The sequence below is a fragment of the Clostridium sp. NkU-1 genome (assembly GCA_001312405.1).
In genome coordinates this window covers 1-23,030 of record BBDR01000017.1, presented here as the reverse complement: position 1 = coordinate 23,030, position 23,030 = coordinate 1, and the positions used below count along the sequence as shown (strand labels likewise).

Sequence of the window (23,030 nt, the reverse complement as noted above, 5' to 3'; positions counted from 1 at the left end):
AATCATCATCGGTTTGGCGGCTGCCCTCTTTCTAACAAACTCCGGCGGCAAATTCGGACAGAACCTTATTGAATTCATCCTTTTGGTCATAAAAGGCGCCATGACCGCTGAATTCAAAGGATTCCAGCCTGGAATTTTTTATACATTGATGCTGGATCTCACCCAGAGTATAAGGTACAACCTGATCATGGATCCCATGAATGATCAGGGTTGGAACATTGATCGCCTCCAGATCCGAAAATAACACCTCTTCGATCCAGGTATTTGCAATCGCTGCGGTCGCCCAGCCTGCTGCCTGTAAGCCCAGCTGGAAGAACCACTGGGAGAACGGCTGGGTAATATGCTGGAAGAAAAACATATCGCCGAAATTATTTAACATGTTAGGACGGTCCGCATAGGTCCCATTAATGATTTGAATCACTGCGTCCTCATCAATTCCATAAGGAAAATTCGGGCGTTTAATAAGACTTGGCGCTGCTGCTGCGAACAAAGCAAGTCTTCCTACCCCATGGCCGCTGTGCCTTGCCATGTACCGTATGGCAATGGCCCCTCCTGTGGAATGCCCTGCCAGGGTAATATCCTTTAGGTCCAGTACATCGATAACCGCTCTGACATCATCAGCCAGCCGGTCATAATCATACCCGCAAAACGGCTTATCGGAATTCCCAAATCCTCTTGTATCGATACCGATGCAGCGGAATCCCATGGCAGGAAGCACATCAAACTGGTATTCAAAAAGCTTATGGCTTCCCGGCCAGCCATGAAGAAATAAAATTGTATTTTGGCAGTCCGGATTAAGATCCTCCACATAAATGTTTACATTTTTTTCAACGGCTATATAATATCCCATGATCTCGCTCTTGCACAATCTATTTAATCTATGTTATTCCCTCTTAAGAGCCATCATTCCAGCTTTATCATGTTTAGGTGAAAATACAGCTCTGGTAAACGCCTGTTATAATCCCGGCTTGAATTTTCCAACCTTTTTATTTAATCCGGAAACACGATATCAAAAATAAAGGGGAAAACCTCTGCCGTCCGATCAGCATAATTTACTTTATATCCCGTACCGTCCTTATAAAAAAAGCCATGTTCCAGATCAATCTTCACATAGCACATGGCTTCATCCCCTTCGTTATTGTGTTTAAAATACCACGGCTCGAATACCTGTATGAGTTTTTCACGGATTTGGGAATTGGAGGGTGCCAGAGGATGACCGATCAGGCAGGCACTGCCCTCAAAGCAATACCCCTTGCTGCAAAGCGAGACATTTTTTATTTACTTGCAGATCCTTTACTTTGGTGGAACCGGCATATGTGACAACATAAAATGAGCCGTCTTCATAATAAGCATCAACCATTCTTAAAGATGGCCTGCTGTTGTTTGACGTTGCCAGTGCATACACACAATCCTTTGAAAACAATTCCTTCATTACTTCCATTGCACGTTCATAATCACTCATAATTCCCTCCTGTTCTAGGTTTTTATCTACCTGTTAACCTTCCTGAAAAAGCAGATGGAGATTACAATATCTGTGTAATGAATTCAGTCCCTGCATGATAAAGCTCCATGTCTCACGAAAATCGCCGGGCACAGCAAAATCATCCGATGAAATAAATGCCTGAAACCCCTTTTGATCAGAACCATACCTGTCTGCAAACGCATCAGCATAATTTATCTTTTCATCATCAGTCAAATCTCTATTGGCATCATGAAGCACATGCTCAAGATTCCGTGAAAAATAATAGATAGAATACGGGATTTTACCAACCGCATCAGCCGTACAAAGCCGGTACAGCACCTGAGACTTTCTTGTATTACGGTCAATGACCCCATCAGGATCTGCTGATTCGATCCGGTCATCAAAATACTGGATTGCCCCGGTTTTACTGGGAATGACCTTGTCCGCCGGAATAAAAGCTCCGTCAATGTCAACAAGATGGATCACCTTAAGAATGTCCTTTTTCTCAATTCCATACCGCTTTCTCTCCACCTCTATATGCTCATAAACCGTTTTAACGGCATTGTTACCTGATACGGACCAGTTGCTTGTCATATCGCCGTGAACCACATGAAAACGGACATCTTCCCTTTGAAATGTCTTTTTGAGGACCGGACTTAATGTTTCCTCGTCAGTAGGCCCTTCTACAATGAACAGGATTACTTTTTTTAGTCTTGGCCGCCATCCCTTACCGCCTTTCCGGCACGTCTGAATGCACGGCCAATCTCCACGCTGTCGGTTTCCGCATAAATAGCTTCCTTTTGACCACCCAATACGATGCTCCGCAAATACATATCCCGCAAATTATGATTGCTCTTTATGTTCTGCAAACGGATATACCGGTTGGCGGGATTTGTGGTGGAAAAAACAATGCTGCTTTTATGAATCATTTCCAATGCCCGCAAATTATGGGAGGTGAAAATCAGCTGTCCCCTGGCTCCCTTTTCAAAAACAGAAAGGAGTTCCCCTAAAAGATATTCGTATACGCCGGCATCCAGTTCATCAATAATCAGGCACATGGAGGAGTTGTTATAAACACACATAAGGGCATTCAGAACGGAAATGATCTTAATGATCCCTTCTGACTCATATTTCAGGGGAATTGTAATATCGCCGCGTTTTGAAATTAATTCGACCTGTGTCCTGTTCCCCCCCGTTCAAGAAGCTGTTCGCCAAAGTCATAAATTCCGATGGAAAGACCAGGGATCATGGCATCAAGGACGATATTCATCTCCTGGAAGATCTGCCCGGCTATTTCAAAATGCTCCTTACTGATCACCGACGGCTCATCAAGCCTTATGATCAGATCGCCCTTTGCGATCTTCTCACCAAGATCCAGTCGGAAAGCAAACGGGATCATGAAATCCATACTGATCGCTCCCGCATGGGCATTGGAAATTACAAAAAGGTTCATGCCGGCATATTGATAAATTGATTGAATGATATAAGCATAATCCTGAGACGCACCATCAGCAGCGGATAAAAATATCCCTCTGCCTTCCGGCCCGAAAATAAAAGAAACCAGATCCTTCCCGGCAATTTTTTTTGCAACACTTAAATTAACTTTATTTTCATCATTCTCCCGTATTAAATCTTCCAACCGGTACTTTGGGGTAAATATTGGACCTTCTGAATGAAGCCCGAAATCGATCACATTTTTTTTGCCTTCAAATTTTTCTCCGCTCCAGGCTGCAGAGCTTAGGGTTTCATGGATAATCTCAAATTCGCTTTTGGAAATCCTCTTTAACTGGACCGAATATTCTGCCATGGCTTTTTTACTGTCTGCCTGGATAATAAACTTAACGGTAATTGTACAGGTTTCCGCGTCTTTGGAAATATAGTGAACCGCTTCCTTTGACAGGGGCCGACCCGTAAGAAGGGTCTGAACAAACTCCATTGCTTCAATCACTGCCGTTTTTCCAGAACCATTCTGGCCATAAATTCCAAGAATGTCCGCTGTTTTTGAGAAAAAAATCCTTATTGCCGGCAGAAGGCATTATAATTCGTCCGTACTGGGTATTCTTAAATCCTTTTAATTCAATTTCACTTATGCGAACCATTGTCTGAACCACTCCCATATCAACTCCTTTCCTGATCTTCAGGATCAATCAGCCCTTTAAAATGTATATATTTTTACATAGCGGTACATTTTATACCGATAATGGATATGATTCACCACAAAAAGAAGATATATTCGGTTCCCCTATTCTTCCCCTTCAATTGTTACCACCACCCGGTTAGGAAGGCATACGATCAGTTCACCGCTTCTATGGATCTTGCCGGTGCGTACACATACCTTATCAGGGCAGGAAGCTTCTGTAATGCTGGCATAGCCGTCTTTGATAATCAGATGATCCGTGCCGCCATACCCGTCGATAACCATGTCAATATCCTTATGAAGATCCAGGGTTGCCACAGTCTTGCCGTCTACAGTGACCACCACCTGTTCCGCCGGTTTTCTGTTTCTGGCATAAAATATCCCGGAAAGCAGACCTGATATCACCAGAATGGCCGCAACCAGAATCAGCTCTCTTTTTTGTATTACAGTCAATTTTTTTAAATTTTTCATCTGTTACCTCATATTTCTCTTACATGTAATTTTATTAATTTTTATTATAACATAACTGTATTGTTTATAAAATAAAAAAAGCCCAAAATCATTAATAGAAGCTGTTGGAAATCCTGCTTTATTCCCACGATTCATAAAAATCGGGACGTGGATTATTGGCTTCTTTTGACAGACATTTTAAAGAAAAAGGGGAAAGTTTCAAGCTATGGTAAAAATTATCGATTTGGGATAAAATTATGGTAAAAACTGATCCTATATGTTATAATAATGTCAAAGTGGCATTTTGTGAGCCGCTATCACGCAAGGAGGGGAAGACTTGAAGAAAATAGTAGTATTAGGTGCCGGTTATGCCGGTATTTTAACTGCCAAAAAACTGGAAAAAAAATTCCGCAAGATGAAGATGGACAACGAGGTAAGCATCTCCATCATTGACAGGCATCCGTTCCATACCATGCTCACAGAGCTGCATGAGGTGGCGGCTGGAAGAGTGGAGGAAGACAGCATCCGCATCAGCCTGAAAAAAAGTATTTGCAGGAAGGAATGTTGAAATCATCACAGACACCATCAGCCAGATCTCCATTGATGAAAAGAAGCTGACGGGAAGCCTGGGCGAATACGAATACGACTATCTGGTCCTGGCCGCAGGCTCCAAGCCCACTTATTTTGGTGTGGAGGGTGCAGAGGAGCACTCTTATAAGCTTTGGTCTTATGAAGATGCTGTGTTATTAAAGGAGCGGATCCACCAGGTATTCCGCCAGGCGGCCTGTGAGCCGGATGAAGCGGAAAAACGCCGTCTTTTGACTTTCTACGTAGTAGGAGCCGGTTTTACCGGTGTGGAAATGGCTGGAGAACTTGCGGAATATGTGCCCTTCTTATGCGAAGAGTATGAAATAGATCCGTCTCTTATCTCCATGCATAACGTGGATGTTTTAAAAAGGGCAGTACCCATCCTTCCTGAGAAGCTGTCCGGCAAGGTAGAGAAACGCCTGACAAAGATGGGCGTAAAGGTAATGATGGAAACCGGTGTAACCGCCATCGGCAAGGATTTCATTGAACTGAATCAGAATGGCAGGAAAAACCGTTATACGGCTGGAACAGTAATCTGGACCGCCGGTATAGAAAGCGCAGATATCACCGGAGAAGCAGCCAAGATGCTGGAATCCGTAGGGCGCGGAAGAATCCAGGTGGATTCATTCTTAAGGGCCAAAGACCATGAAGAAGTCTACGTAGTAGGCGACAACATGATGTATGTACCGCAGGGAGAAGAGACGCCTGTTCCCCAGATGGTGGAAAACTGTGAGCAGAGCGCTCATACCGCCGCCCATAATATGGTATGTGCCATTTCGGGCTCAGGAGCCATGGAGGAGTATAAACCATCCTTCCACGGTGTTATGGTTTCTGTTGGCGGCCGCTATGGAGTCGCACGGGTTGGACTTCCCAATCTCATGTTTAACCTGTGTTCATTCCTTGCCATGCTTTCCAAGCATTTTATTAATGTGATTTACTTTATCCAGGTATTAGGCTGGAATAAGGTCTGGAGTTATGTACGCCACGAATTCTTTACCGTACGCAACTGCAGAAGCTTCCTGGGAGGCCATTTCTCCAACAGGACCCCAAGCTTCCTGCTGGTACCGCTGCGCGTCTGGCTGGGCGCTGTATGGGTATTTGAAGGTGTTATGAAGGTCGTAGAAGGCTGGATGGATCAGCCCATGCTGAGCGGATTTTTTTGGCGGGGCCAATCAATTCTTCAACAACATTCTGGCTCCCTACGGGATCACAGGCATCGGAGGAGCAGCTCCTTCGGCAGATGCAGTTTCCAGCGCAACTACGGCAGCGGCAGACGCAGTAGCCAGTGCCACAGGTGCTGCAACTGAAGCAGTTTCCAGCGGTGTTGCGGTTTTCTCCTATCATATTTTAGGATTAATCGATGCTACCCTCGTCAGTTCCAAAGGCTTATCCCATTCAACTCTGTCTGATTATGCCTTTAAACTGGATTTTGCTCCTATGAACTGGTTTGTGAACACAGTGATCCTGCCTAACGGCGGACTGCAGCTGTTCATGCAGCGCGGTATTGTGATTGCGGAGATCTTGATCGGTCTGGCTTTGATGGCGGGCTTATTTAACTTCCTTTCCTCTGCTGCATCCCTGGTGCTTCAGTTTATGTTTGTCTGCACCACCGGTCTTTACTTAAATACGTTCTGGATGATTTTCGCCGGCATAGCAATCTTGATCGGCGGCGGCAGAACCCTTGGCCTTGATTATTATTTCATGCCCTGGCTTAAGAAAAAATGGAGAAAACTTCCCTTTATAAGGAAGTGGTATTTATACAATGACTAATAGAGAATTGTTGGAGGATGCAGACAGCCTGCGGTATGACTTTGAAGAGGCTTTCGATTTAATGGCTGCAGCTGTGGAAAAGCATTTATCTTCAGCGCCTCCTGTCATCAGAACTTATACGGCCCATCTGGCAAAATCCACAGGTAAATTCATCCGTGCCTATGGCTGATGGCCTGTTCCATGGATGGAGAGGATAAGGTCCCTGCTGAAGCCATTGCCCTGGCATCAGCAGTGGAACTGCTGCATCTGGCCACCCTGGTCCATGATGATGTGATTGATGACGCTGATACAAGGCGTGGAATCGAAACACTTCAAAAGCGATTTGGAAAAAAAGGCAGCGGTCATATGCGGAGATTATCTCTTGTCCCTGGCGCTTAAGCTGGCGGCTTCCATTCCTAAAAAAAGCGAATACGAAGCCCTGGATATGCCCAATTACTTATGCCGGATCTGCATGGGTGAACTGAGACAGGAAATTAACAATGGAAACCTGGACTTATCAGTTTACCGATATTTAAGCATCATCAAAGGAAAGACGGCGGCACTTTTTGAAGCCTCCTTTCTCGGAGGTGCTGCGCTGTCTACAAAGGATAAGAAAAATCTTCGTATGTACCGGAAGGTCGGCAACGACGTAGGCATGATTTTTCAGCTTATGGACGACTGCATTGATTATGAAATGGATGAAAGTGATGCAAAGAAGAACGTCCGGTCTGATTATGAAGAAGGAGTTGTCACTCTTCCTCTCATCCATGCCATGAAACAGGATGAGAACTTTTTAAAACAAGTTAAAAACGGCCTTGTTACCGCTAAGGAACTCTATGACAGGGTTTTAGAAGCTGGGGGAACTGCTTATACTAAGACAATAGCCGGCAGATACTATGCAAAAGCTGTAAACACCATCGGAAGCCTTAATTTATCCGAAGCCAAGAAGGCCAGGATCATGACCGTGGTGGATAAATCTTATTATGGTATTAAAAAAATAATACAATATAAAGCAATCGAAGGAGGAGTAATTTCTATGAAAAAAACGTGTTTTAGCTTTAGGCTGTGGCCTTATGGCAGCAGCATCTATCCTGGCAGGATGTTCATCCAATTTACAGCAGACCCCAACTACCGCTGCACCGACAGAGGCAGCAACAACTGCCGAAACTACCGCACAGGCAGAGACTACAGAAGCCGCAAAGGGTGAGGCAGCAGAAGGCGCCTTATCTACCGGTTATGCAGTAATTTCTTCCATCGGCAAATCCACAGATGCAGGAGAAAAAGATGGACTTGCAGAAGTTGATACCATGTTCGCAGCCGTATTGGTAGATGGCAGCGGCAAAATCGTAGATTGTAAAATCGATTCCGTTCAGACCAAAGTGAATTTCTCCAAAGAAGGAAAACTGCTTACAGATCTTGGTACAGTTGTTGAATCCAAGAATGAGCTGGGAGAAAAATACGGCATGAAAAAGGCTTCCGCTATCAGCAAAGAGTGGAATGAGCAGGCTGCAGGCTTTGCCCAGTACGTAATCGGAAAAACCGCTGACGAAGTAAAGGGAATTGCCGTTTCTGCTGATGGTATTGCAGATGATGCAGACTTAAAGGCTACCATTACCGTTCATATCGGAGACTTTATCAATGTTGTTGAGCAGGCTGCAGCAAATGCCAAGAGCGCAGGCGCACAGGCAGGCGACAAGCTGGGCTATGGTATCGTTACAGGCATCAGCAAGTCCAAAGACGCAGCAGCAGATGCTGACGGCGTAGCACAGGCTTATTCTACCTATACCATTGCAAGCTTTGACGCAGACGGAAAAATCACAAGCTGTGTACTTGACGCTTCTCAGTCAACGTAAACTTCGACGCTTCCGGTAAGATCACCAGCGACTTAAAGTCCACTGATTTCAAGACCAAGGATCAGTTAGGCGATGCTTATGGCATGAAAAAAAGCTTCCGGTATTGGCAAAGAGTGGAATGAGCAGGCTGCCAGCTTCGCAGCTTATGCAGTTGGCAAGACAGCCAGTGAGATCACCAGTCTTGCAATTGATGAAACAGAAGGTGCACCTACTGATGCCGACTTAAAGGCCAGCGTAACCGTTGGTATTGGCGACTTCCAAGAGGGCATCTCCAAGGCAGAAGCAAATGCAAAATAAAAAAGTACTAACAGTTATTATAATTGCCGGAACTCTGGCAGCGCTTACTATGCGGCGGTTAATACCGCCGCCATAGGCGCTAAAAAGGAACAAAGATTTCATGCTGAATTTTTAAATCTCTTTGATACCGTTACCCAGATCGTCGGATATTCAAAAAAATAAAGAGGAATTTACCCAAATCGCCACAGATGTTCACGATGAGCTGGAGATTTACCACCAGTTATATGATATTTACAATGACTATGAAGGCATTGCCAATATTAAGACCATCAATGATAATGCAGGGAAAAATCCGGTAAAAGTGGATCAGAAGATCATTGATATGCTGAAGCTGGCTGGAGAAGCTTATGAACAAACAGACGGCAAGGTAAATGCAGCCATGGGAAGCGTCTTATCCATCTGGCACGATTATCGTACAAAGGGAATAGAAAACCCGGAGACCGCAGAGGTCCCGCCTATGGATCAGCTGAAAGAGGCAGCCCTTCATACGGATTTTTCAAAGGTCCTTATAGATGAAGAAGCCTCCACCGTATATCTGGAAGATCCTGATATGCGTCTGGACGTGGGAGCCATTGCAAAAGGCTATGCCACGGAGCAGGTTGCAAGATCACTGGAAGCCAGGGGGATTGATCATGTCCTTCTCAGTGTAGGGGGCAATATCCGTGCCATCGGAATACGGGCAGACGGAAAGCTTGGAAGCTGGATATCCAAAACCCGGATCTTGACAGTGATAAAAAGGCCATTGATACTTTGAATTTAGACGGTTATTCTCTCGTCAGCAGCGGTGATTATGAAAGGTATTACATAGTGGACGGGATGAGATATCATCATATTATCAACCCTGACACATTGATGCCTTCAGCATACTTTCGGGCGGTCTCCATTGTGTGCAGAGATTCCGGCTGGGCAGATGCCCTTTCTACCGCCATATTCAATTTGCCCTATGAAAAAGGACTGGCCCTGGTTGAAGGCATGGAGGATGTGGAGGCAATGTGGGTCCTCCCTGACAGCAGCATCAAAACCAGCAGCGGCTACGAAGCTTACCGCAGCAATGACCGTTAGGAGGCAATATGTCGTATCGAGGACTACAGGATTTTATTCATATGTTAGAAGAGAGAGGGGAACTGATCCGGGTAAGGTCGAAAGTATCCCCTCTCCTGGAAATAACGGAGATTACAGACAGGATCTGCAAGGCGGAAGATTTAAACAACAAAGCAATTCTGTTTGAACATGTAGAGGGCTCTCCCTATCCGGTACTGATGAACGCCTTTGGTACGGACAGACGGATGGCTCTTTCTCTTGGGGCGGATAACTTAGATGATATCGCAGCAGAGATCGGAGCTTATCTGGATTTTGGAAATTACTCATCATTTTTAAAGCTGTTCTCCTTTGCTCCAAAGCTTCTGCGCCTGTTGTGCTGCTTTCCTATCCGAAGCCGGTTTCATATAAGGAAGCCCGGCTGCCAGCAGGTAATAGAGAGAGATCCTGACCTTGGGAAGCTTCCGGTACTGCATTGCTGGCCTCTTGACGGAGGACCTTTCTTTACACTTCCCCTTGTCTTTACAAAATATCCGGATACAAAGCTTCAGAACATGGGCATGTACCGGATGCAGGTGCTGGATTCCAGGACAACGGCCATGCACTGGCAAAAGCATAAAGACGGAGCCGGTATTTACGAAGCATACAGGAAAAAAAGGCTGTCCAATGCCAGTATCCGTTGCACTTGGATGCGATCCGGCCGTGACCTACGCTTCCACAGCCCCCCTTCCGCCGAAGCTTGATGAGATGATGCTGGCTGGATTCCTCAAAAAAAGACCGGTAAAAATGGTGAAATGTATTACCAACGACCTCTATGTACCTGAGGATGCGGAATTTGTACTGGAAGGCTATGTGGATCCACAGGAAGAGCTGGTCTGGGAAGGACCTTTCGGAGACCATACCGGATATTATTCCCTGGCGGACTGGTATCCCAAATTTCATGTTACAACCATTACCCGCAAAAAGCATCCTGTCTATCCTGCCACAGTGGTAGGAAAGCCTCCCATGAAGACTGCTATATGGCAAAAGCCACGGAGCGCATCTTCCTTCCCATATTAAAAATGATGATTCCCGAGCTGCGGGACATTCATCTGCTTTGAGGGAGTCTTCCATAACTGCGCAGTGATATCGGTGAAGCCGGCTTATCCGGGAGCTGCCAGAACCGTCATGAACGCCATCTGGGGTATGGGACAGATGAGAACTGCAAGATGATCGTGGCAGTCGATGAAACCATAGATCCAAGTGATTCAAAAGCTGTCTGGCAGGAAGTTCTGCGTTATGCCCATCCGGAGGAAGATTTTGTGGTGAGCAAAGGACCGTTAGATGCTCTGGATCACTCTTCTGATTATCCTTTGTATGGAGGACGGCTTGGCATAGACGCCACCAGCAGAGGAAAAGAACCTTTACCGGGGGATCGCTTGAGATCGTGGCAATCCGCAAGGAACAGCATGGGACGGCAGGCAAAAAGCCCTTGCCATGCTGGAAGAAAAAAAGGCTTCCCTTATTTTAGTTGTGGACGAGGATGTGGACCCGTCGGATCATTCCACAGTCATGTGGCGGGTATTCAATAATATTGACGTCACCAGAGATATGTTTAGTTCGGACAGGCGGGTGGCTTTTGATGCCACAAGAAAGCGTCTGGAGGAAGGGCTTTCCCGTCCCTGGCCGGAGGATATTGTGATGACAGATGAAATCAAAAACAAGGTATCAGCGAAATGGAGTACTTATGGGATCGATCACTGGAAAAATAGTAAATAAATTAAATGAATACGGAAAACTGGTCATGTTCAGCCATACCATCTTTTCCCTGGCCTTTGCCGCAGTAGCCCTGCTGGCTGTTTCCGGCGGCAGGCCGGATCCAAAGGTGGTATTCTGGGCTGCTCTTGCCTTTTTAAGTGCCAGAACAGGCGCCAACGCCTTAAACCGGGTGGTGGATGCCAGGATCGACGCAAAAAACCCAAGAACAGCAAGCCGCCAGATTCCCCAGGGACAGATTGGAAAAAAGGAAACCTTAATCCTGGTGGCTGTCTGCTTTCTGGTTATGGTGTTCAGCGCCTCCCGTTTAAACCTGCTATGTCTCATCCTGTCCCCCCTGGCTCTGTTTCTGATGACTATCTACTCCTACACAAAACGATTCACCTGGACATGCCATCTGGTTCTGGGTATTACATGTGCCTGTGCTCCCGTAGGGGCCTGGCTGGCGGTAACGGGGAAGTTTTCCCTGATACCGCTTTTCTTTGGCGCTGCCAACTGCCTCTGGACCGCAGGATTTGATATTATATACGGCTCTCAGGATTATGAATTTGATAAGGCAAACGGCCTCCACTCCATTCCGGTGCAATTTGGCGTAAAAGGCGGATTGTGGATCAGCACTCTGTTCCATTGTGCTGCACTGCTTTGCCTGTGCATTGCCGGAGTGCTGCTCTATCCCCAGTTTGGAGTGCTTTACGGAACAGGCCTGGCAATCATCGCGGTCCTCATGGTGATTCAGCACTGGATGGTATCACCGGATCGTCTGGAAAATGTCAATATTGCATCATACAGCATCAGCCAGATCACCAGCGTCGTGCTTCTGATCTTCGGTACTCTGGATGTGTACTTATAATGAATGGAAAGGGAATAAAGCAGACTATGAAACAATATGTAGTTGGAATTACAGGCGCAAGCGGCAGCATTTACGGTCTTCGGACAGTGGAAGCCCTGCTTGAAGGCGGAGCCAGGGTACGGCTCATTCTGACGGGAACAGGGGAAAAGGTTGTGGCTTACGAAACGGCCGGGAGGCAGGGGAATGGATCGCTGATTTTAAGAAACGTTTTACCGGTCAGCTTATCCTGGAAGATAACAAGGATCTGTTTTCTGCGGCTGCCAGCGGTTCCCATCTGACGGACGGAATGATCATAGCCCCATGCTCCATGTCAAAGCTGGCCCATATTGCGGCAGGAATTACACCGGATTTAATTACCCGGGCTGCCGATGTGGCGTTAAAGCAGCGGCGTCCTCTGGTATTGATGCCCAGGGAAACGCCCCTGTCCCAGATTCATTTGAAAAATATGCTGGCTCTGGCAGAGTGCGGAGCATTTATTGTTCCTGCCATGCCGGCCTTCTACCAGAAACCAAAATGTCTTGATGACATGGCGGATTTTATGGCCGGACGGGTACTGGATTGCCTGGGAGTGGAAAATCACCGGTACGCCAGATGGAAAGAAGAAGAATAAATAATAAGGCGAATAAAAAGCAAAAGGAGAATCTATGAAAAAATCAGGAAATAATACTAAAAATTTATTATGCCGCCCAGGAATTCTTATGGCATTACTGGGCTGTACGGCGGCGGTTATCCTGGGAGGATGCGCCGGCAAGGCAAAGACTCCGGTTGACACTACCGTTCATTTGGGAGTTATGTATTCCTCTGATATCGTCCCCCTTACTATTATCACCGAACAGGGACTTGATAAGAAGTACGGAATCCAGTTGGATATGCAGGTGTTCTCTTCTGCAAAAGACCGGGATGCGGCCCTTCAGGCAGGGAAATTAGACGGGGTATTTACTGACTTCATCGGCCTGTGCATGTATCAGAATGCCGGGCTTGACGTGAAGGCCGCCGGATGTACGGACGGGGATTATGTACTTCTTGCAGGAAAGGATACGGGAATCACTTCTCTGGAGGACGCAGCTGGAAAAAGCATTGCAATCTCTGAGAACACCCTGATTGAGTATTCTCTGGATTATATTTTAAATAATGCCGGGCTGGAGGATACATATTTAGACAAACAGGTAGTGCCGCGGATCCCTGACAGGCTTGAAATGCTGCGTAACGGCAAAGTGGATCTGGTCCTTCTGCCGGAGCCATTCTCCACCCTTGCAATTAAGGATGGTGCGGTAGTCCTGGGAAGCGCCAACACCGACGGGCTGTATCCTGCTGTATCTGCATTTACAAAGAACTCCATTGAGGAAAAGTCCGATACGATTAAAAAAATGTATCAGGCATACGATGAGGCCGTTGATTATCTTAACAATACTCCTTTAAACGAGTATGAAGCCACGGTCATCAAGGCGGCTGGCTATCCTGAGGAGCTGGCCGGAAATATTAAGCTGCCTGTATACCGGAAAAATGAACTGCCAAAGACGGCTGACCTGCAGGCGGCTGTGGAATGGGCAGCTAAGAAGGAATTATGCAGCCCGGATTTAAAGCCTGATCAGCTGATTGGAGAATTGAAATAGAAACTTAAGAAGATCGGAGGGAGCCAGATGCTGAACGTAAAAGATATCTCTGTCACATATGGGAAAGGCGGAACACATAGGGCAATTGACCAGATGTCCTGGCAGCTGGAAACCGGAACGGTTCTGGCTGTGGCAGGTCCCTCCGGCTGCGGAAAATCCACCATGGTTCACGCCCTGGCAGGTATTCTGCCCTATACAGGCTCCATCACCCTGGATGGAACCGGGCTTGACCCCAAATCCTGCTCTATCGGGCTGATCCCACAGAATTACGGGCTCCTGCCCTGGAAGACAGTAAAGGAAAACTGCCTGTTTACGGCCAAAATCCGGGGTAATACAAGTAACATGGAAGAGCATCTTACCAGCCTGTGTAAAGAACTGGGGATTGACGGACTTTTAGACCGTTATCCAGGCACATTAAGCGGCGGACAGGCACAGCGTGTGGCTCTCGCAAGGGCGTTTCTTATGAATCCGGAACTGCTTTTGATGGACGAGCCATTTGCTGCCCTGGATATTGCAGCATCCTTGGCGGCAAGGGAGCTGTTCCTGCGGGTCTGGAAGGAAAAAAAAGCCTACCACAGTCATTGTCACCCACCGGGTGGAAGACGCTCTTTATCTTGCCCATAGGATCGCAGTTATGAAGCGGGGCGGCTCCTTTGATTTTTTCAGCGAAAACCCATGGCAGGGCGTCAAGCGTCCTTCAGAACCGGCCTATCGGTTACTGGAACAGCAGATCACGGAAAATATCATTAAGGCGGATGAGATATGAGAAAAAAAATGTGGGTCTTTTTTAAAAGGTTTTTTTACTTGTAAATTTTTTTTGGCTCCTTCTTGCCGCCATTTTATCCACCCCGGTGCTTCCTGGACCACTTACTGTATACGCTAAATTCAGCCAGGTGGCAAAGGCCAGTCTTTGGCTTCATATAGGAGCCAGCTTAGGCCGTGTGGCGGCAGGTTTATCCATTGCCCTTCTCATCGGCATTCCTGTGGGAATTGTCATGGCCTCATCTGCCACCGCAAACCACCTCCTTCACCCTCTGGTGTACTTTTCCTACCCGGTACCCAAAACAGCGCTGCTTCCGGTCTGTATGCTGCTTTTAGGGCTTGGCAATGGCTCTAAAATTCTTATCATCGTCCTGACCACGGTATTCCAGATCATTGTCGCTGTCCGCGATGCGGCGGAGCATATCGACCAGGGCATTTATTCTGTGGCCAAAAGCGCCGGTGCCCATAAAGGAAGTATCCTAAAGGACATCACCCTGCCGGCAGTACTGCCGGAGCTGTTTACCAGCATCCGGGTCGGGACAGGAACCTCCTTAGCCATCCTTTTAATTGTAGAAGCTTATGGAACCCGTTGGGGAATGGGCTACTACATCCTGGATTCATGGTCCAGGATTAACTATATTCAGATGTACGGCGGCATTGTTATCATGTCGGTGGTAGGAGCAGCATTGTTCTGGATATTGGATGGGATTCAGTGGGCGTTGTGCAAGGGTACGAGATAGACGCCTGGGGTATAAGTCAAGCGGATATTCCCAATCCCCTTCACTACTTGCTCATAACCATATTATCAGCCACTTAAATTTGCCTCAGGATATTCCCATATCCTGAGGCTTTTTTCCTGCCCTGTTTTCCGCTCCTTTTCCTCCTGTTCCATCATCGTCTTACATATGTTGTGTATTTTACACCTTTGTGTGATATTGTCGGATTTACATTTCCGGTTGCCACAGCTAAAATGAAACTATCAGATAAACCAGTGAAACACCAACAGGGAGGAGAGAATCACATGAAGAAAACAGCAAAAATATCAGCAGTCTTATTAGCCATGGCACTGGCAGCCACCGGCTGCAGCTCCGGGAAACAGGCCGATAACAAAGCCCCGGCAGATACCGGGAAAACCGAAGCCGTCAGTCAGGCACCAGGGGAGGAAGAACCTGTTTTGGTAGTCTATACCGCCCGCGGGGAATCCTTAAACAATGCCGTGATTCCGGAATTTGAAAAGGACACCGGCATTAAAGTGGAGGTGGTAGTCGCCGGCACCGGAGAGCTTTTAAAGAGAGCTCAGTCAGAAAAAGCCAATCCTCTTGGGGATATCTTCTGGGTCGCTGACCAGACCATGTTATCCGCATCAAAAGACTTATTCATGGAATATGTATCATCCGAAGATGGCAACATGATCGATGCATTTAAAAATACCACCGGTTACTTTACCCCTGCATTTGCAGATCCTACTGTTATGATCGTAAACAAAGACTTAAAAGGCGATATGAAGATCGATGGATTCGAAGATTTATTAAATCCGGAATTAAAAGGAAAAATCGCATTTGGCGATCCCGTGAACTCCAGTTCCGCATTCCAGTCATTGCTGGCGATGCTCTACGGCATGGGTAAAGACGGCGATCCTCTTTCAGACGAAGCATGGGCCTATGTAGACAAGTTCATCGCCAATTTAGACGGCAAGATGAGCAACAGCTCCAGCCAGGTATATAAAGGCGTGGCTGAAGGCGAATACGTAGTCGGTCTGACCTGGGAAGATCCTGCTGCCAACTATGTCAAGGAAGGTGCTGCAGTAGAAGTTGTATTCCCGGTAGAAGGAGCCATCTTCCCCGGTGAATCCGTACAGATTCTAAAAGACTGCAAGCATCCGGAAAACGCAAAGAAATTTGTAGATTACATGCTGTCTGAGAAGATCCAGAATGCAGTCGGTTCCACACTGACCGTAAGACCTCTAAGGAAAGACGCCACTCTGGCTGATTATATGAAGCCTCAAAGCGAGATTAAATTATTTGATAACTATGATGAGGGATGGGTCGCAGAGCATAAATTGGAAATCACCAATCGGTTCAGTGAGCACATGGAAACCTCCATGGATTAATAAACTGCATCAATCAAAAACAAAAGACTGCCTGGGACTCAGTCAGGGGCAGTCTTTTTGTACCAAAAAATATGGAATATACCAGGAGAAATAAACTATGGGAGTAGCAATCAGTATAGAAAATGCAGTAAAACGATTTGGAAAAGATACCATTATCAATGGATTATCACTGGATATTAATCCCGGGGAATTCTTCACCCTCCTGGGCCCATCCGGCTGCGGCAAGACAACCCTGCTTCGGATGATCATCGGCTTTAACAGCATCGAGGGCGGTGAAATCAAGGTAGACCAGAAAGTAATCAACAACATCCCCACCAACAAACGAAACATGGGCATGGTCTTCCAGAACTATGCTATTTTCCCTCACATGACAGTTAAAGATAATGTGGCCTTTGGACTGAAAAACAGAAAAATACCTGCATCACAAATGGAGGCCCAGGTAGAGGAAATCCTGAAAGTCGTAAAAATCGACCATTTAAAAAATCGTATGCCTGCCAAGCTGTCAGGCGGTCAGCAGCAGCGTGTGGCCTTGGCACGGGCAATCGTCATCCATCCCGAAGTCCTCCTGATGGATGAGCCGCTGTCAAACCTGGATGCCAAGCTTCGTGTGGAGATGAGAAATGCGATTAAACGGATTCAGCAGCAGATAGGCATCACCACCGTTTATGTAACTCATGACCAGGAGGAGGCTCTGGCCGTATCAGACCGGATCGCAGTCATGAACGGCGGTGTCATCCAACAGATCGATACGCCTAAGAACATCTATCAGCGTCCCGCAAACTTATTTGTATCCACCTTTATCGGCTTATCCAATATCCTGTCCGGTAAAGCATCGGTTAAGAACGGTGAGACTTTCATTCAGATTCAGGATTATACCGTGCCTATGAATCATTTAAACCAGGAAGTGAAAGACGGACAGAATATCAAGGTATCCATCCGCCCCGAAGAATTCATCATCAACCAGGCAGATGGTGCCGGCATCCCTGCCACAGTAAAAAGCAGTGTATTCCTTGGCATTACCACCCATTATTTTGTTACCCTGGCAGACGGTCAGGAAATCGAAGTCATCCAGAATTCCGATATCTGGGATATCATTCCGGATGGTTCTCCTATCCGTCTTGCTGTGCAGCCTCAAAAGATCAACATTTACACCGAAGACGGAAATAGAAATCTTGTAGTCAGGAGGGATCAGGTATGAGATATGCCGGCGAAAAGAAGTTCAATATCTGGATAGCTATGGCACTGGGGATTCTGGCCCTCTTTCTCATCTTCGTAGTCTACCCCTTAATTCTGATATTATATAAGAGCGTGCTCTCCGAGGATGGCACCTTCAGTCTTGCATATTTCGGTAAATTCTTTGCCAGAAAATATTACTGGAGCACTCTGGTAAACAGTTTTAAAGTCACCATTGTTTCCACCCTGCTGGCGGCTGCTCTGGGTCTGGTCATGGCATATGTTCTGCGGAGTGTACGAATCAGGGGAAGTAAGTATTTAAATATCCTGATCGTCATGTCCTATCTTTCTCCGCCGTTTATCGGAGCTTATGCCTGGATCCAGTTACTGGGGCGCAATGGCTTTATCACCAAGATCTTAAACAATCTGTTTCATGTAAAGTTAAATGGCATTTATGGATTTGCAGGAATTGTTCTGGTCTTCTCTCTGCAATCCTTTCCACTGGTTTATATGTATATCTCAGGTGCTCTTAAAAACCTGGATAACTCCTTAAATGAAGCCGCTGAAAGCCTGGGATGCAGTGCCCTGCAGAGAGTGCTGCAAGTAATCGTGCCACTGGTCATGCCCACCATGCTTGCCAGCTCCTTGCTGGTATTTATGAGAGTGTTCTCCGACTTTGGTACTCCTATGCTGATCGGTGAAGGTTATAAGACATTTCCGGTTTTGATGTACAGCCAGTTTATGGGCGAGGTCAATACCGATGACCATTTTGCTGCCGCACTCTGTGTCATTATTATCGGCATCACCCTGCTGTTATTCTTCTTCCAGCGTTATCTTGGAAACCGCTATACCTACTCCATGACCGCATTGAAACCTATGGAAGCAGAAAACTGCACTGGTTTTAAAAATGTATTATCCCACCTGTTCGTATACCTGGTTGTCTTAATGGCCATCCTTCCGCAGCTAACCGTTATCTTCACTTCCTTCCTGGCTACCGGAGGAGGAAGCGTATACACCGGCGGATTCTCTCTTGATAACTACCGGAACACACTGTTTTCAAAGAATAACAACGGTGCAATTCTCAACACTTATTTATTCGGGCTGTGTGCCATCGCTGTGGTTGTGGTGCTGGGGATATTGATCTCCTACCTGACTGTACGAAAAAAATCATTTTTGACCAATATCCTTGATACGGTCACCATGTTCCCATACATCATACCAGGCTCTGTACTGGGTATCTCATTTTTATATGCATTTAACACAAAACCCTTTCTCCTCAGCGGTACTGCCCTCATTATCATCATCTCACTGGCCATCCGGCGTATGCCCTACACCATCCGTTCCAGTACTGCCATAATCGGACAGATCAGCCCAGTGTGGAGGAAGCTGCCATCAGTCTTGGCTGTTCAGAGACAAAATCATTTGCAAAAATTACAGTTCCCATGATGATGTCCGGTGTATTATCCGGCGCCATTATGAGCTGGATCACCTTAATCAGTGAACTGAGTTCTTCTATCATCCTCTATACCAGCAAGACCCAGACACTGACCGTAGCTATTTATGCGGAGGTCATTAGAAGTAACTTTGGCAATGCTGCTGCTTATTCAACCATCTTAACTCTGACCAGTATTCTATCGCTGCTTTTGTTCTTCAAACTAACGGGGAGCAATGATATCAGCATTTAGCGAAAGCAATGAGCAGTGCGAAATAAGTCATAAAAGGATTTTCGTTGTGCCTGCACATAAGAAAATCCTTTTATGACTTATTTCATAGGGCGAACGCCCGTTAGCTCATAAAACCGCAGGTTTTATGAGCTGCACTGCGGACTTATGGTATAATAACTATAACCACACGCTCTAAACCACCTTGGCTATTAACCATATATACATTCGGAGGCCCCCTTTATGAAAAGCAACCAATACAAACACTACATAAAAAAATCCTTCATCAAATATGCTCTTTCCATCATCTCACTCTTATTTGTGCTGGTGCTTTTATTCCTATTCATCAATGTAAAGTGGATTATCTCCGGTACCAACAAAAATAATCATATTCAGCTGTCCGCCATCCTAAATCAGCAGCTCCTGCTCTATCAGCAGGGACTGGCAGAGCTTTCCCAAAGTCCGGATCTGCTGACCGCGCTGGACAGTCCAGACTCTGCCGCCATCACTGCAAATAACCGGCTTCTTTATGACTTTACCAATGCCCAGACAATCCGGTCATCCTTTGTACTCTTAGACCAGAGTGAACGCATCGTCAGCAGCAATCTGTTTGCCGGCAATCAGGAGATTTTCCTGGAAAGTGATATCTTTCACCGCATGACCAGCCAGATGCAGGAACAGCCCGAAAAGATTTTCACACTGCCAAGCCGGTTAAACTATGCCCATGGGCAGGCAGGTGATTTAATTCTTGGCAAAGCCGTGGTAAAGGACGGCACACTTGCCGGCTATCTGTTTTTTGACCTGTTTGATTCCTATCTTTATGAGATCATCCACAAATATCCTCTGGATGATGTTATCATCACGGACCGGTATGATAATCTTATCTTTTCTATCAGCCGCCAGCAGACCGACCCCATGGACAAATACCCTTCCGGAAAATATCGGATGGACTGGCAGGAAGGAAATGTGGTAAAGGTCAATGGAAAACATTATCACATTCAAAAAAGTTCACTTCCCAGGAGTTCTCTGATCCTATATACACTGGTTTTCATTGAATATCAGAAGAATTTACTGTTTTACGGCTTTATATTCATGCTTACCGTAGGAATCCTTCTGGTGATCATTTCCCTGCCTGTAACTGAACACATCACCCAGAAAAACCTGCTGGCCATCAATGAACTCCAGAAATCCATCGAACAGATGGGAAAAGGCAATATGGACTATCAGCTCCGTTCTCAGGTATTTGATGAATTCCAGAAGCTGGACGATGCATACCGCCACATGGTAATGCAGCGGGAAGAACTGCTTACTTATAACAGTGAACTGTCCGAGCGAAAGCGGACCATGGAAATCAAACAATTAGAAGAACAATTTAACCCTCATTTTATCTTCAATGTTATGGAGACCCTCCGGTATGAAATTATGATCGATGCAGCAAAAGCTTCTGATATGGTTCAGTCCTTCGCCAGCCTCATGCGCTACAGCATCTATTATGGCAGCACCATTGTCTCCCTCAGAACGGATATTGAATATATCAATGATTATCTCCTGTTACAAAAAATGCGCTATAACCGTCGTTTAAAATATCATATTGATATTCCCGAGGAACTGCTGGAATACCGGATTCCCAAGCTGCTGCTTCAGCCGGTTGTGGAGAATTCCCTGGTTCACGGCATGAAAAATACCCACTCCATCTCCATTACCATCACCGGACGTGTGCATGATGATCTGCTGGAGCTGTGTGTGGAGGATGACGGAAGCGGAATTGATGGAGAACGCTTGCCAGTCTGCGGACCGGACTGGAGTCGGAGGATGAATATAAGGATCATATTGGTCTTTATAATTCCCATCGTGTTGTCCGGCTGTTATATGGTCCCGGATATGGCCTGACAATCGAAAGCCAGCCAGGTTCCGGCACACGGGTCACCGTTACCATGCCGGCAGATATGGAGGATTATTATGTATAAGGTTTTACTTGTAGAAGACGAAGATATCATCAGAAAAGGTCTGATGTTCATGGTAAATTGGCAGGAGCTTAACTGCGTGGTCGTAGGCGAAGCCATAGACGGAGTCGATGGAATTCAAAAGATCAAGGACAATGAGCCCGACATTGTAATCGTAGATATCAACATGCCCATCATGAACGGTCTGCAGATGCTGGAAGAAAGCATAAAAGAATACGGCTATGAAGCCATTATCGTGTCAGGATACAGTGAATTTGAATTTGCCAAAAAGGCCATTCGCCTTGACGTTACAGAATACCTGTTAAAACCTGTGGATTTTACAGAGCTTTATGATGCGATTCATAAGATAACCGAAAAGCTGGAAGCGAATACACGGATGAAGGGATATATCCGGCAAATCCATATGGAAAAGAAAAAGCTGGGTATTTTAGAAACAGATATTTCTGAAACCGTCACTTTCAAAAATAAATACGTAAGCGCCATGGTAAAGTACATTGAAGAGCATTATTCTTCCCGCCTTTCCTTAACCGATTTAAGTGAAGAATATAACCTTTCCTGTACCTACCTAAATACGAAATTCAAAAGCGAGACCGGCTACACCTTCAACGACTTTTTGAACCGTTACCGGATGCAGAAGGCTGTGGAGCTTTTAAAATCAGATCAGTATAAGGTTTATGAAATTGCGGAGATGGTGGGATTTTCTGAATATAAGTATTTTATTAAGGTGTTTAAAAAGTATATTGGCTGCTCTCCGGCTAAATTTATGGAGATGGGGGATGGGAAATAGCTGCTGTTTCTATCGTAAAACGGACCATGGAAAGTTCTTCCGTGGTCCGTTTTACTTAAAAACATAAAACCGGTAATGACTTTGTTTTTTATTGCCTACGATGCCTGAGCTCCATGCAGACGGGCAAAAATTCCTCCCTTCGCAATCAGCTCGTCATGAGTACCCATCTCTGCAATACCGGTCCCATCTAGCACTACAATCAAATCAGCCTCACGGGTAGTAGAAAGCCTGTGTGCAATCATTATGGTCGTGCGCTCTTTTGAAATCTCATTCAACGCCGCCTGTATTTCCTTTTCTGTTTTTGTATCCAAAGCAGAGGTTGCCTCATCCAGGATCAGGATTGGAGAATCTCTTAAAATCGCGCGGGCAATGGCAATTCTCTGCCTTTGTCCTCCTGACAGTAACACGCCCCGTTCCCCGATAAACGTATCATATCCGTTTTCCATCTTTTCAATGAAATCGTGGGCATTTGCTGCCTTTGCCGCCGCAATGACATCTTCTCTTTTCGCATCTTTCCATCCGTATACAATATTCTCATACACGGTTCCATTAAAAAGGAATGTATCCTGTAACACCATAGAGATATTATCCCTTAAACTGGAAAGCGTCACATCCCGGATATCAACTCCGTCAATGAAGACAGCTCCTTCCTGAGGGTCATAAAACCGGTTGATCAGGTTTGCTATGGTGCTTTTGCCTACACCTGTTGTCCCAACCAAAGCCACCGTCTGCCCTTTCTTAATGGTCAGGTTAATATTCTTCATTACCGGAATATCTTCCT

Annotated in this window: 31 protein-coding genes and 2 pseudogenes; 25 read left to right on the top strand and 8 right to left on the bottom strand. The window is 46.0% G+C overall.

Features of this window, described 5'->3' with window-relative positions:
• Positions 1 to 31: 31 nt before the first annotated feature.
• The 7 genes from JCM10519_RS20045 to JCM10519_RS20015 form a co-directional block, all read right to left on the bottom strand.
• The gene (locus JCM10519_RS20045) at positions 32 to 850 is read right to left on the bottom strand and encodes an alpha/beta fold hydrolase (RefSeq protein WP_054741391.1); all 819 of its coding nucleotides are present in this window, start codon (positions 848 to 850) and stop codon (positions 32 to 34) included.
• A 140-nt stretch (positions 851 to 990) separates the two neighbouring features.
• Positions 991 to 1,119 (bottom strand): hypothetical protein, encoded by a 129-nt coding sequence (locus JCM10519_RS32310; RefSeq protein ID WP_347844906.1) that lies wholly within the window; start codon positions 1,117 to 1,119, stop codon positions 991 to 993.
• A gap of 118 nt (positions 1,120 to 1,237) precedes the next feature.
• Positions 1,238 to 1,462 (bottom strand): pyridoxamine 5'-phosphate oxidase family protein, encoded by a 225-nt coding sequence (locus JCM10519_RS32305; protein ID WP_347844905.1) that lies wholly within the window; start codon positions 1,460 to 1,462, stop codon positions 1,238 to 1,240.
• 33 nt (positions 1,463 to 1,495) lie between these two features.
• Positions 1,496 to 2,071: a hypothetical protein gene (locus tag JCM10519_RS20035; protein WP_347844904.1), complete on the bottom strand. Its 576-nt coding sequence runs from the start codon at positions 2,069 to 2,071 to the stop codon at positions 1,496 to 1,498.
• Between the two features lie 98 nt (positions 2,072 to 2,169).
• The gene (locus JCM10519_RS20030; RefSeq protein ID WP_347844968.1) at positions 2,170 to 2,610 is read right to left on the bottom strand and encodes a hypothetical protein; all 441 of its coding nucleotides are present in this window, start codon (positions 2,608 to 2,610) and stop codon (positions 2,170 to 2,172) included.
• 17 nt (positions 2,611 to 2,627) lie between these two features.
• The gene (locus JCM10519_RS20025; protein WP_347844967.1) at positions 2,628 to 3,443 is read right to left on the bottom strand and encodes an ATP-binding protein; all 816 of its coding nucleotides are present in this window, start codon (positions 3,441 to 3,443) and stop codon (positions 2,628 to 2,630) included.
• 261 nt (positions 3,444 to 3,704) lie between these two features.
• Positions 3,705 to 4,070 (bottom strand): NusG domain II-containing protein, encoded by a 366-nt coding sequence (locus JCM10519_RS20015; RefSeq protein ID WP_347844903.1) that lies wholly within the window; start codon positions 4,068 to 4,070, stop codon positions 3,705 to 3,707.
• Between the two features lie 316 nt (positions 4,071 to 4,386).
• Between JCM10519_RS20015 and JCM10519_RS32300 the strand changes: the two genes are divergently transcribed.
• The 25 genes and pseudogenes from JCM10519_RS32300 (at position 4,387) to JCM10519_RS19940 (ending at position 22,249) form a co-directional block, all read left to right on the top strand.
• A complete protein-coding gene (locus tag JCM10519_RS32300) occupies positions 4,387 to 4,617 on the top strand; it encodes a hypothetical protein (RefSeq protein ID WP_347844902.1) in 231 nt (76 codons plus the stop codon).
• A 1-nt stretch (position 4,618) separates the two neighbouring features.
• Complete coding sequence (locus JCM10519_RS20010) at positions 4,619 to 5,944, top strand: FAD-dependent oxidoreductase (protein ID WP_347844966.1); 1,326 nt, start codon at positions 4,619 to 4,621, stop codon at positions 5,942 to 5,944.
• Between the two features lie 130 nt (positions 5,945 to 6,074).
• Positions 6,075 to 6,407 carry a hypothetical protein gene (locus JCM10519_RS32295; RefSeq protein ID WP_347844901.1) on the top strand — a complete coding sequence of 111 codons (333 nt, stop codon included), beginning with the start codon at positions 6,075 to 6,077 and terminating at the stop codon, positions 6,405 to 6,407.
• Positions 6,400 to 6,576, top strand: a complete 177-nt coding sequence (locus JCM10519_RS32290) for a hypothetical protein (protein ID WP_347844900.1) — start codon at positions 6,400 to 6,402, stop codon at positions 6,574 to 6,576. The genes JCM10519_RS32295 and JCM10519_RS32290 overlap by 8 nt, the downstream gene beginning before the upstream one ends.
• Before the next feature lie 11 nt (positions 6,577 to 6,587).
• Entirely contained in the window at positions 6,588 to 6,785 is a 198-nt protein-coding gene (locus JCM10519_RS20005) for a polyprenyl synthetase family protein (protein WP_347844899.1), read from the top strand.
• A pseudogene (locus JCM10519_RS32285) lies at positions 6,703 to 7,137 on the top strand (polyprenyl synthetase family protein); the annotation flags it as partial. The gene JCM10519_RS20005 and the pseudogene JCM10519_RS32285, both read left to right, overlap by 83 nt.
• Before the next feature lie 322 nt (positions 7,138 to 7,459).
• Entirely contained in the window at positions 7,460 to 8,239 is a 780-nt protein-coding gene (locus tag JCM10519_RS20000; protein ID WP_347844898.1) for a hypothetical protein, read from the top strand.
• Between the two features lie 418 nt (positions 8,240 to 8,657).
• Positions 8,658 to 9,290 (top strand): FAD:protein FMN transferase, encoded by a 633-nt coding sequence (locus tag JCM10519_RS32280; RefSeq protein WP_347844897.1) that lies wholly within the window; start codon positions 8,658 to 8,660, stop codon positions 9,288 to 9,290.
• A complete protein-coding gene (locus JCM10519_RS32275) occupies positions 9,236 to 9,598 on the top strand; it encodes an FAD:protein FMN transferase (protein WP_347844965.1) in 363 nt (120 codons plus the stop codon). The genes JCM10519_RS32280 and JCM10519_RS32275 overlap by 55 nt, the downstream gene beginning before the upstream one ends.
• A gap of 41 nt (positions 9,599 to 9,639) precedes the next feature.
• Positions 9,640 to 10,317: a UbiD family decarboxylase domain-containing protein gene (locus JCM10519_RS32270; protein WP_347844896.1), complete on the top strand. Its 678-nt coding sequence runs from the start codon at positions 9,640 to 9,642 to the stop codon at positions 10,315 to 10,317.
• Entirely contained in the window at positions 10,277 to 10,633 is a 357-nt protein-coding gene (locus tag JCM10519_RS32265; protein ID WP_347844895.1) for a UbiD family decarboxylase domain-containing protein, read from the top strand. The genes JCM10519_RS32270 and JCM10519_RS32265 overlap by 41 nt, the downstream gene beginning before the upstream one ends.
• 149 nt (positions 10,634 to 10,782) lie before the next feature.
• Positions 10,783 to 11,145: a hypothetical protein gene (locus JCM10519_RS32260; RefSeq protein WP_347844894.1), complete on the top strand. Its 363-nt coding sequence runs from the start codon at positions 10,783 to 10,785 to the stop codon at positions 11,143 to 11,145.
• Positions 11,051 to 11,332, top strand: a complete 282-nt coding sequence (locus tag JCM10519_RS32255; RefSeq protein WP_347844893.1) for a hypothetical protein — start codon at positions 11,051 to 11,053, stop codon at positions 11,330 to 11,332. Before JCM10519_RS32260 ends, JCM10519_RS32255 begins: the two co-directional genes overlap by 95 nt.
• On the top strand, positions 11,301 to 12,179 hold the full coding sequence (locus JCM10519_RS19985) for a UbiA-like polyprenyltransferase (protein ID WP_054741378.1): 879 nt from the start codon (positions 11,301 to 11,303) through the stop codon (positions 12,177 to 12,179). The genes JCM10519_RS32255 and JCM10519_RS19985 overlap by 32 nt, the downstream gene beginning before the upstream one ends.
• Positions 12,179 to 12,457, top strand: a complete 279-nt coding sequence (locus JCM10519_RS32250; protein ID WP_347844892.1) for a flavoprotein — start codon at positions 12,179 to 12,181, stop codon at positions 12,455 to 12,457. The genes JCM10519_RS19985 and JCM10519_RS32250 overlap by 1 nt, the downstream gene beginning before the upstream one ends.
• An 8-nt stretch (positions 12,458 to 12,465) precedes the next feature.
• The gene (locus JCM10519_RS32245; RefSeq protein ID WP_347844891.1) at positions 12,466 to 12,789 is read left to right on the top strand and encodes a UbiX family flavin prenyltransferase; all 324 of its coding nucleotides are present in this window, start codon (positions 12,466 to 12,468) and stop codon (positions 12,787 to 12,789) included.
• A 34-nt stretch (positions 12,790 to 12,823) separates the two neighbouring features.
• Complete coding sequence (locus JCM10519_RS19975; RefSeq protein WP_054741376.1) at positions 12,824 to 13,792, top strand: MetQ/NlpA family ABC transporter substrate-binding protein; 969 nt, start codon at positions 12,824 to 12,826, stop codon at positions 13,790 to 13,792.
• Positions 13,793 to 13,819: 27 nt separating this feature from the next.
• Positions 13,820 to 14,416, top strand: a complete 597-nt coding sequence (locus JCM10519_RS19970) for an ATP-binding cassette domain-containing protein (protein ID WP_054741373.1) — start codon at positions 13,820 to 13,822, stop codon at positions 14,414 to 14,416.
• 10 nt (positions 14,417 to 14,426) lie between these two features.
• Positions 14,427 to 14,558, top strand: coding sequence for a hypothetical protein (locus JCM10519_RS32240; RefSeq protein ID WP_347844890.1), 132 nt, complete (start codon positions 14,427 to 14,429; stop codon positions 14,556 to 14,558).
• Positions 14,559 to 14,685: 127 nt separating this feature from the next.
• A complete protein-coding gene (locus JCM10519_RS19965; protein WP_347844889.1) occupies positions 14,686 to 15,294 on the top strand; it encodes an ABC transporter permease subunit in 609 nt (202 codons plus the stop codon).
• A 281-nt stretch (positions 15,295 to 15,575) separates the two neighbouring features.
• On the top strand, positions 15,576 to 16,664 hold the full coding sequence (locus JCM10519_RS19960) for an extracellular solute-binding protein (RefSeq protein ID WP_054741371.1): 1,089 nt from the start codon (positions 15,576 to 15,578) through the stop codon (positions 16,662 to 16,664).
• 97 nt (positions 16,665 to 16,761) lie between these two features.
• Complete coding sequence (locus JCM10519_RS19955; protein ID WP_054741369.1) at positions 16,762 to 17,862, top strand: ATP-binding cassette domain-containing protein; 1,101 nt, start codon at positions 16,762 to 16,764, stop codon at positions 17,860 to 17,862.
• A pseudogene (locus JCM10519_RS19950) lies at positions 17,859 to 19,522 on the top strand (iron ABC transporter permease). The gene JCM10519_RS19955 and the pseudogene JCM10519_RS19950 overlap by 4 nt, the downstream one beginning before the upstream one ends.
• A gap of 219 nt (positions 19,523 to 19,741) precedes the next feature.
• Positions 19,742 to 21,388, top strand: a complete 1,647-nt coding sequence (locus JCM10519_RS19945) for a histidine kinase (protein WP_347844888.1) — start codon at positions 19,742 to 19,744, stop codon at positions 21,386 to 21,388.
• 69 nt (positions 21,389 to 21,457) lie between these two features.
• Positions 21,458 to 22,249 carry a response regulator gene (locus JCM10519_RS19940; protein WP_054741367.1) on the top strand — a complete coding sequence of 264 codons (792 nt, stop codon included), beginning with the start codon at positions 21,458 to 21,460 and terminating at the stop codon, positions 22,247 to 22,249.
• 95 nt (positions 22,250 to 22,344) lie between these two features.
• On the opposite strand, the gene JCM10519_RS19935 is transcribed toward JCM10519_RS19940, so the two are convergent.
• Positions 22,345 to 23,030: ATP-binding cassette domain-containing protein (locus JCM10519_RS19935; protein ID WP_347844887.1), on the bottom strand; the 686-nt coding region annotated here is incomplete at its 5' end.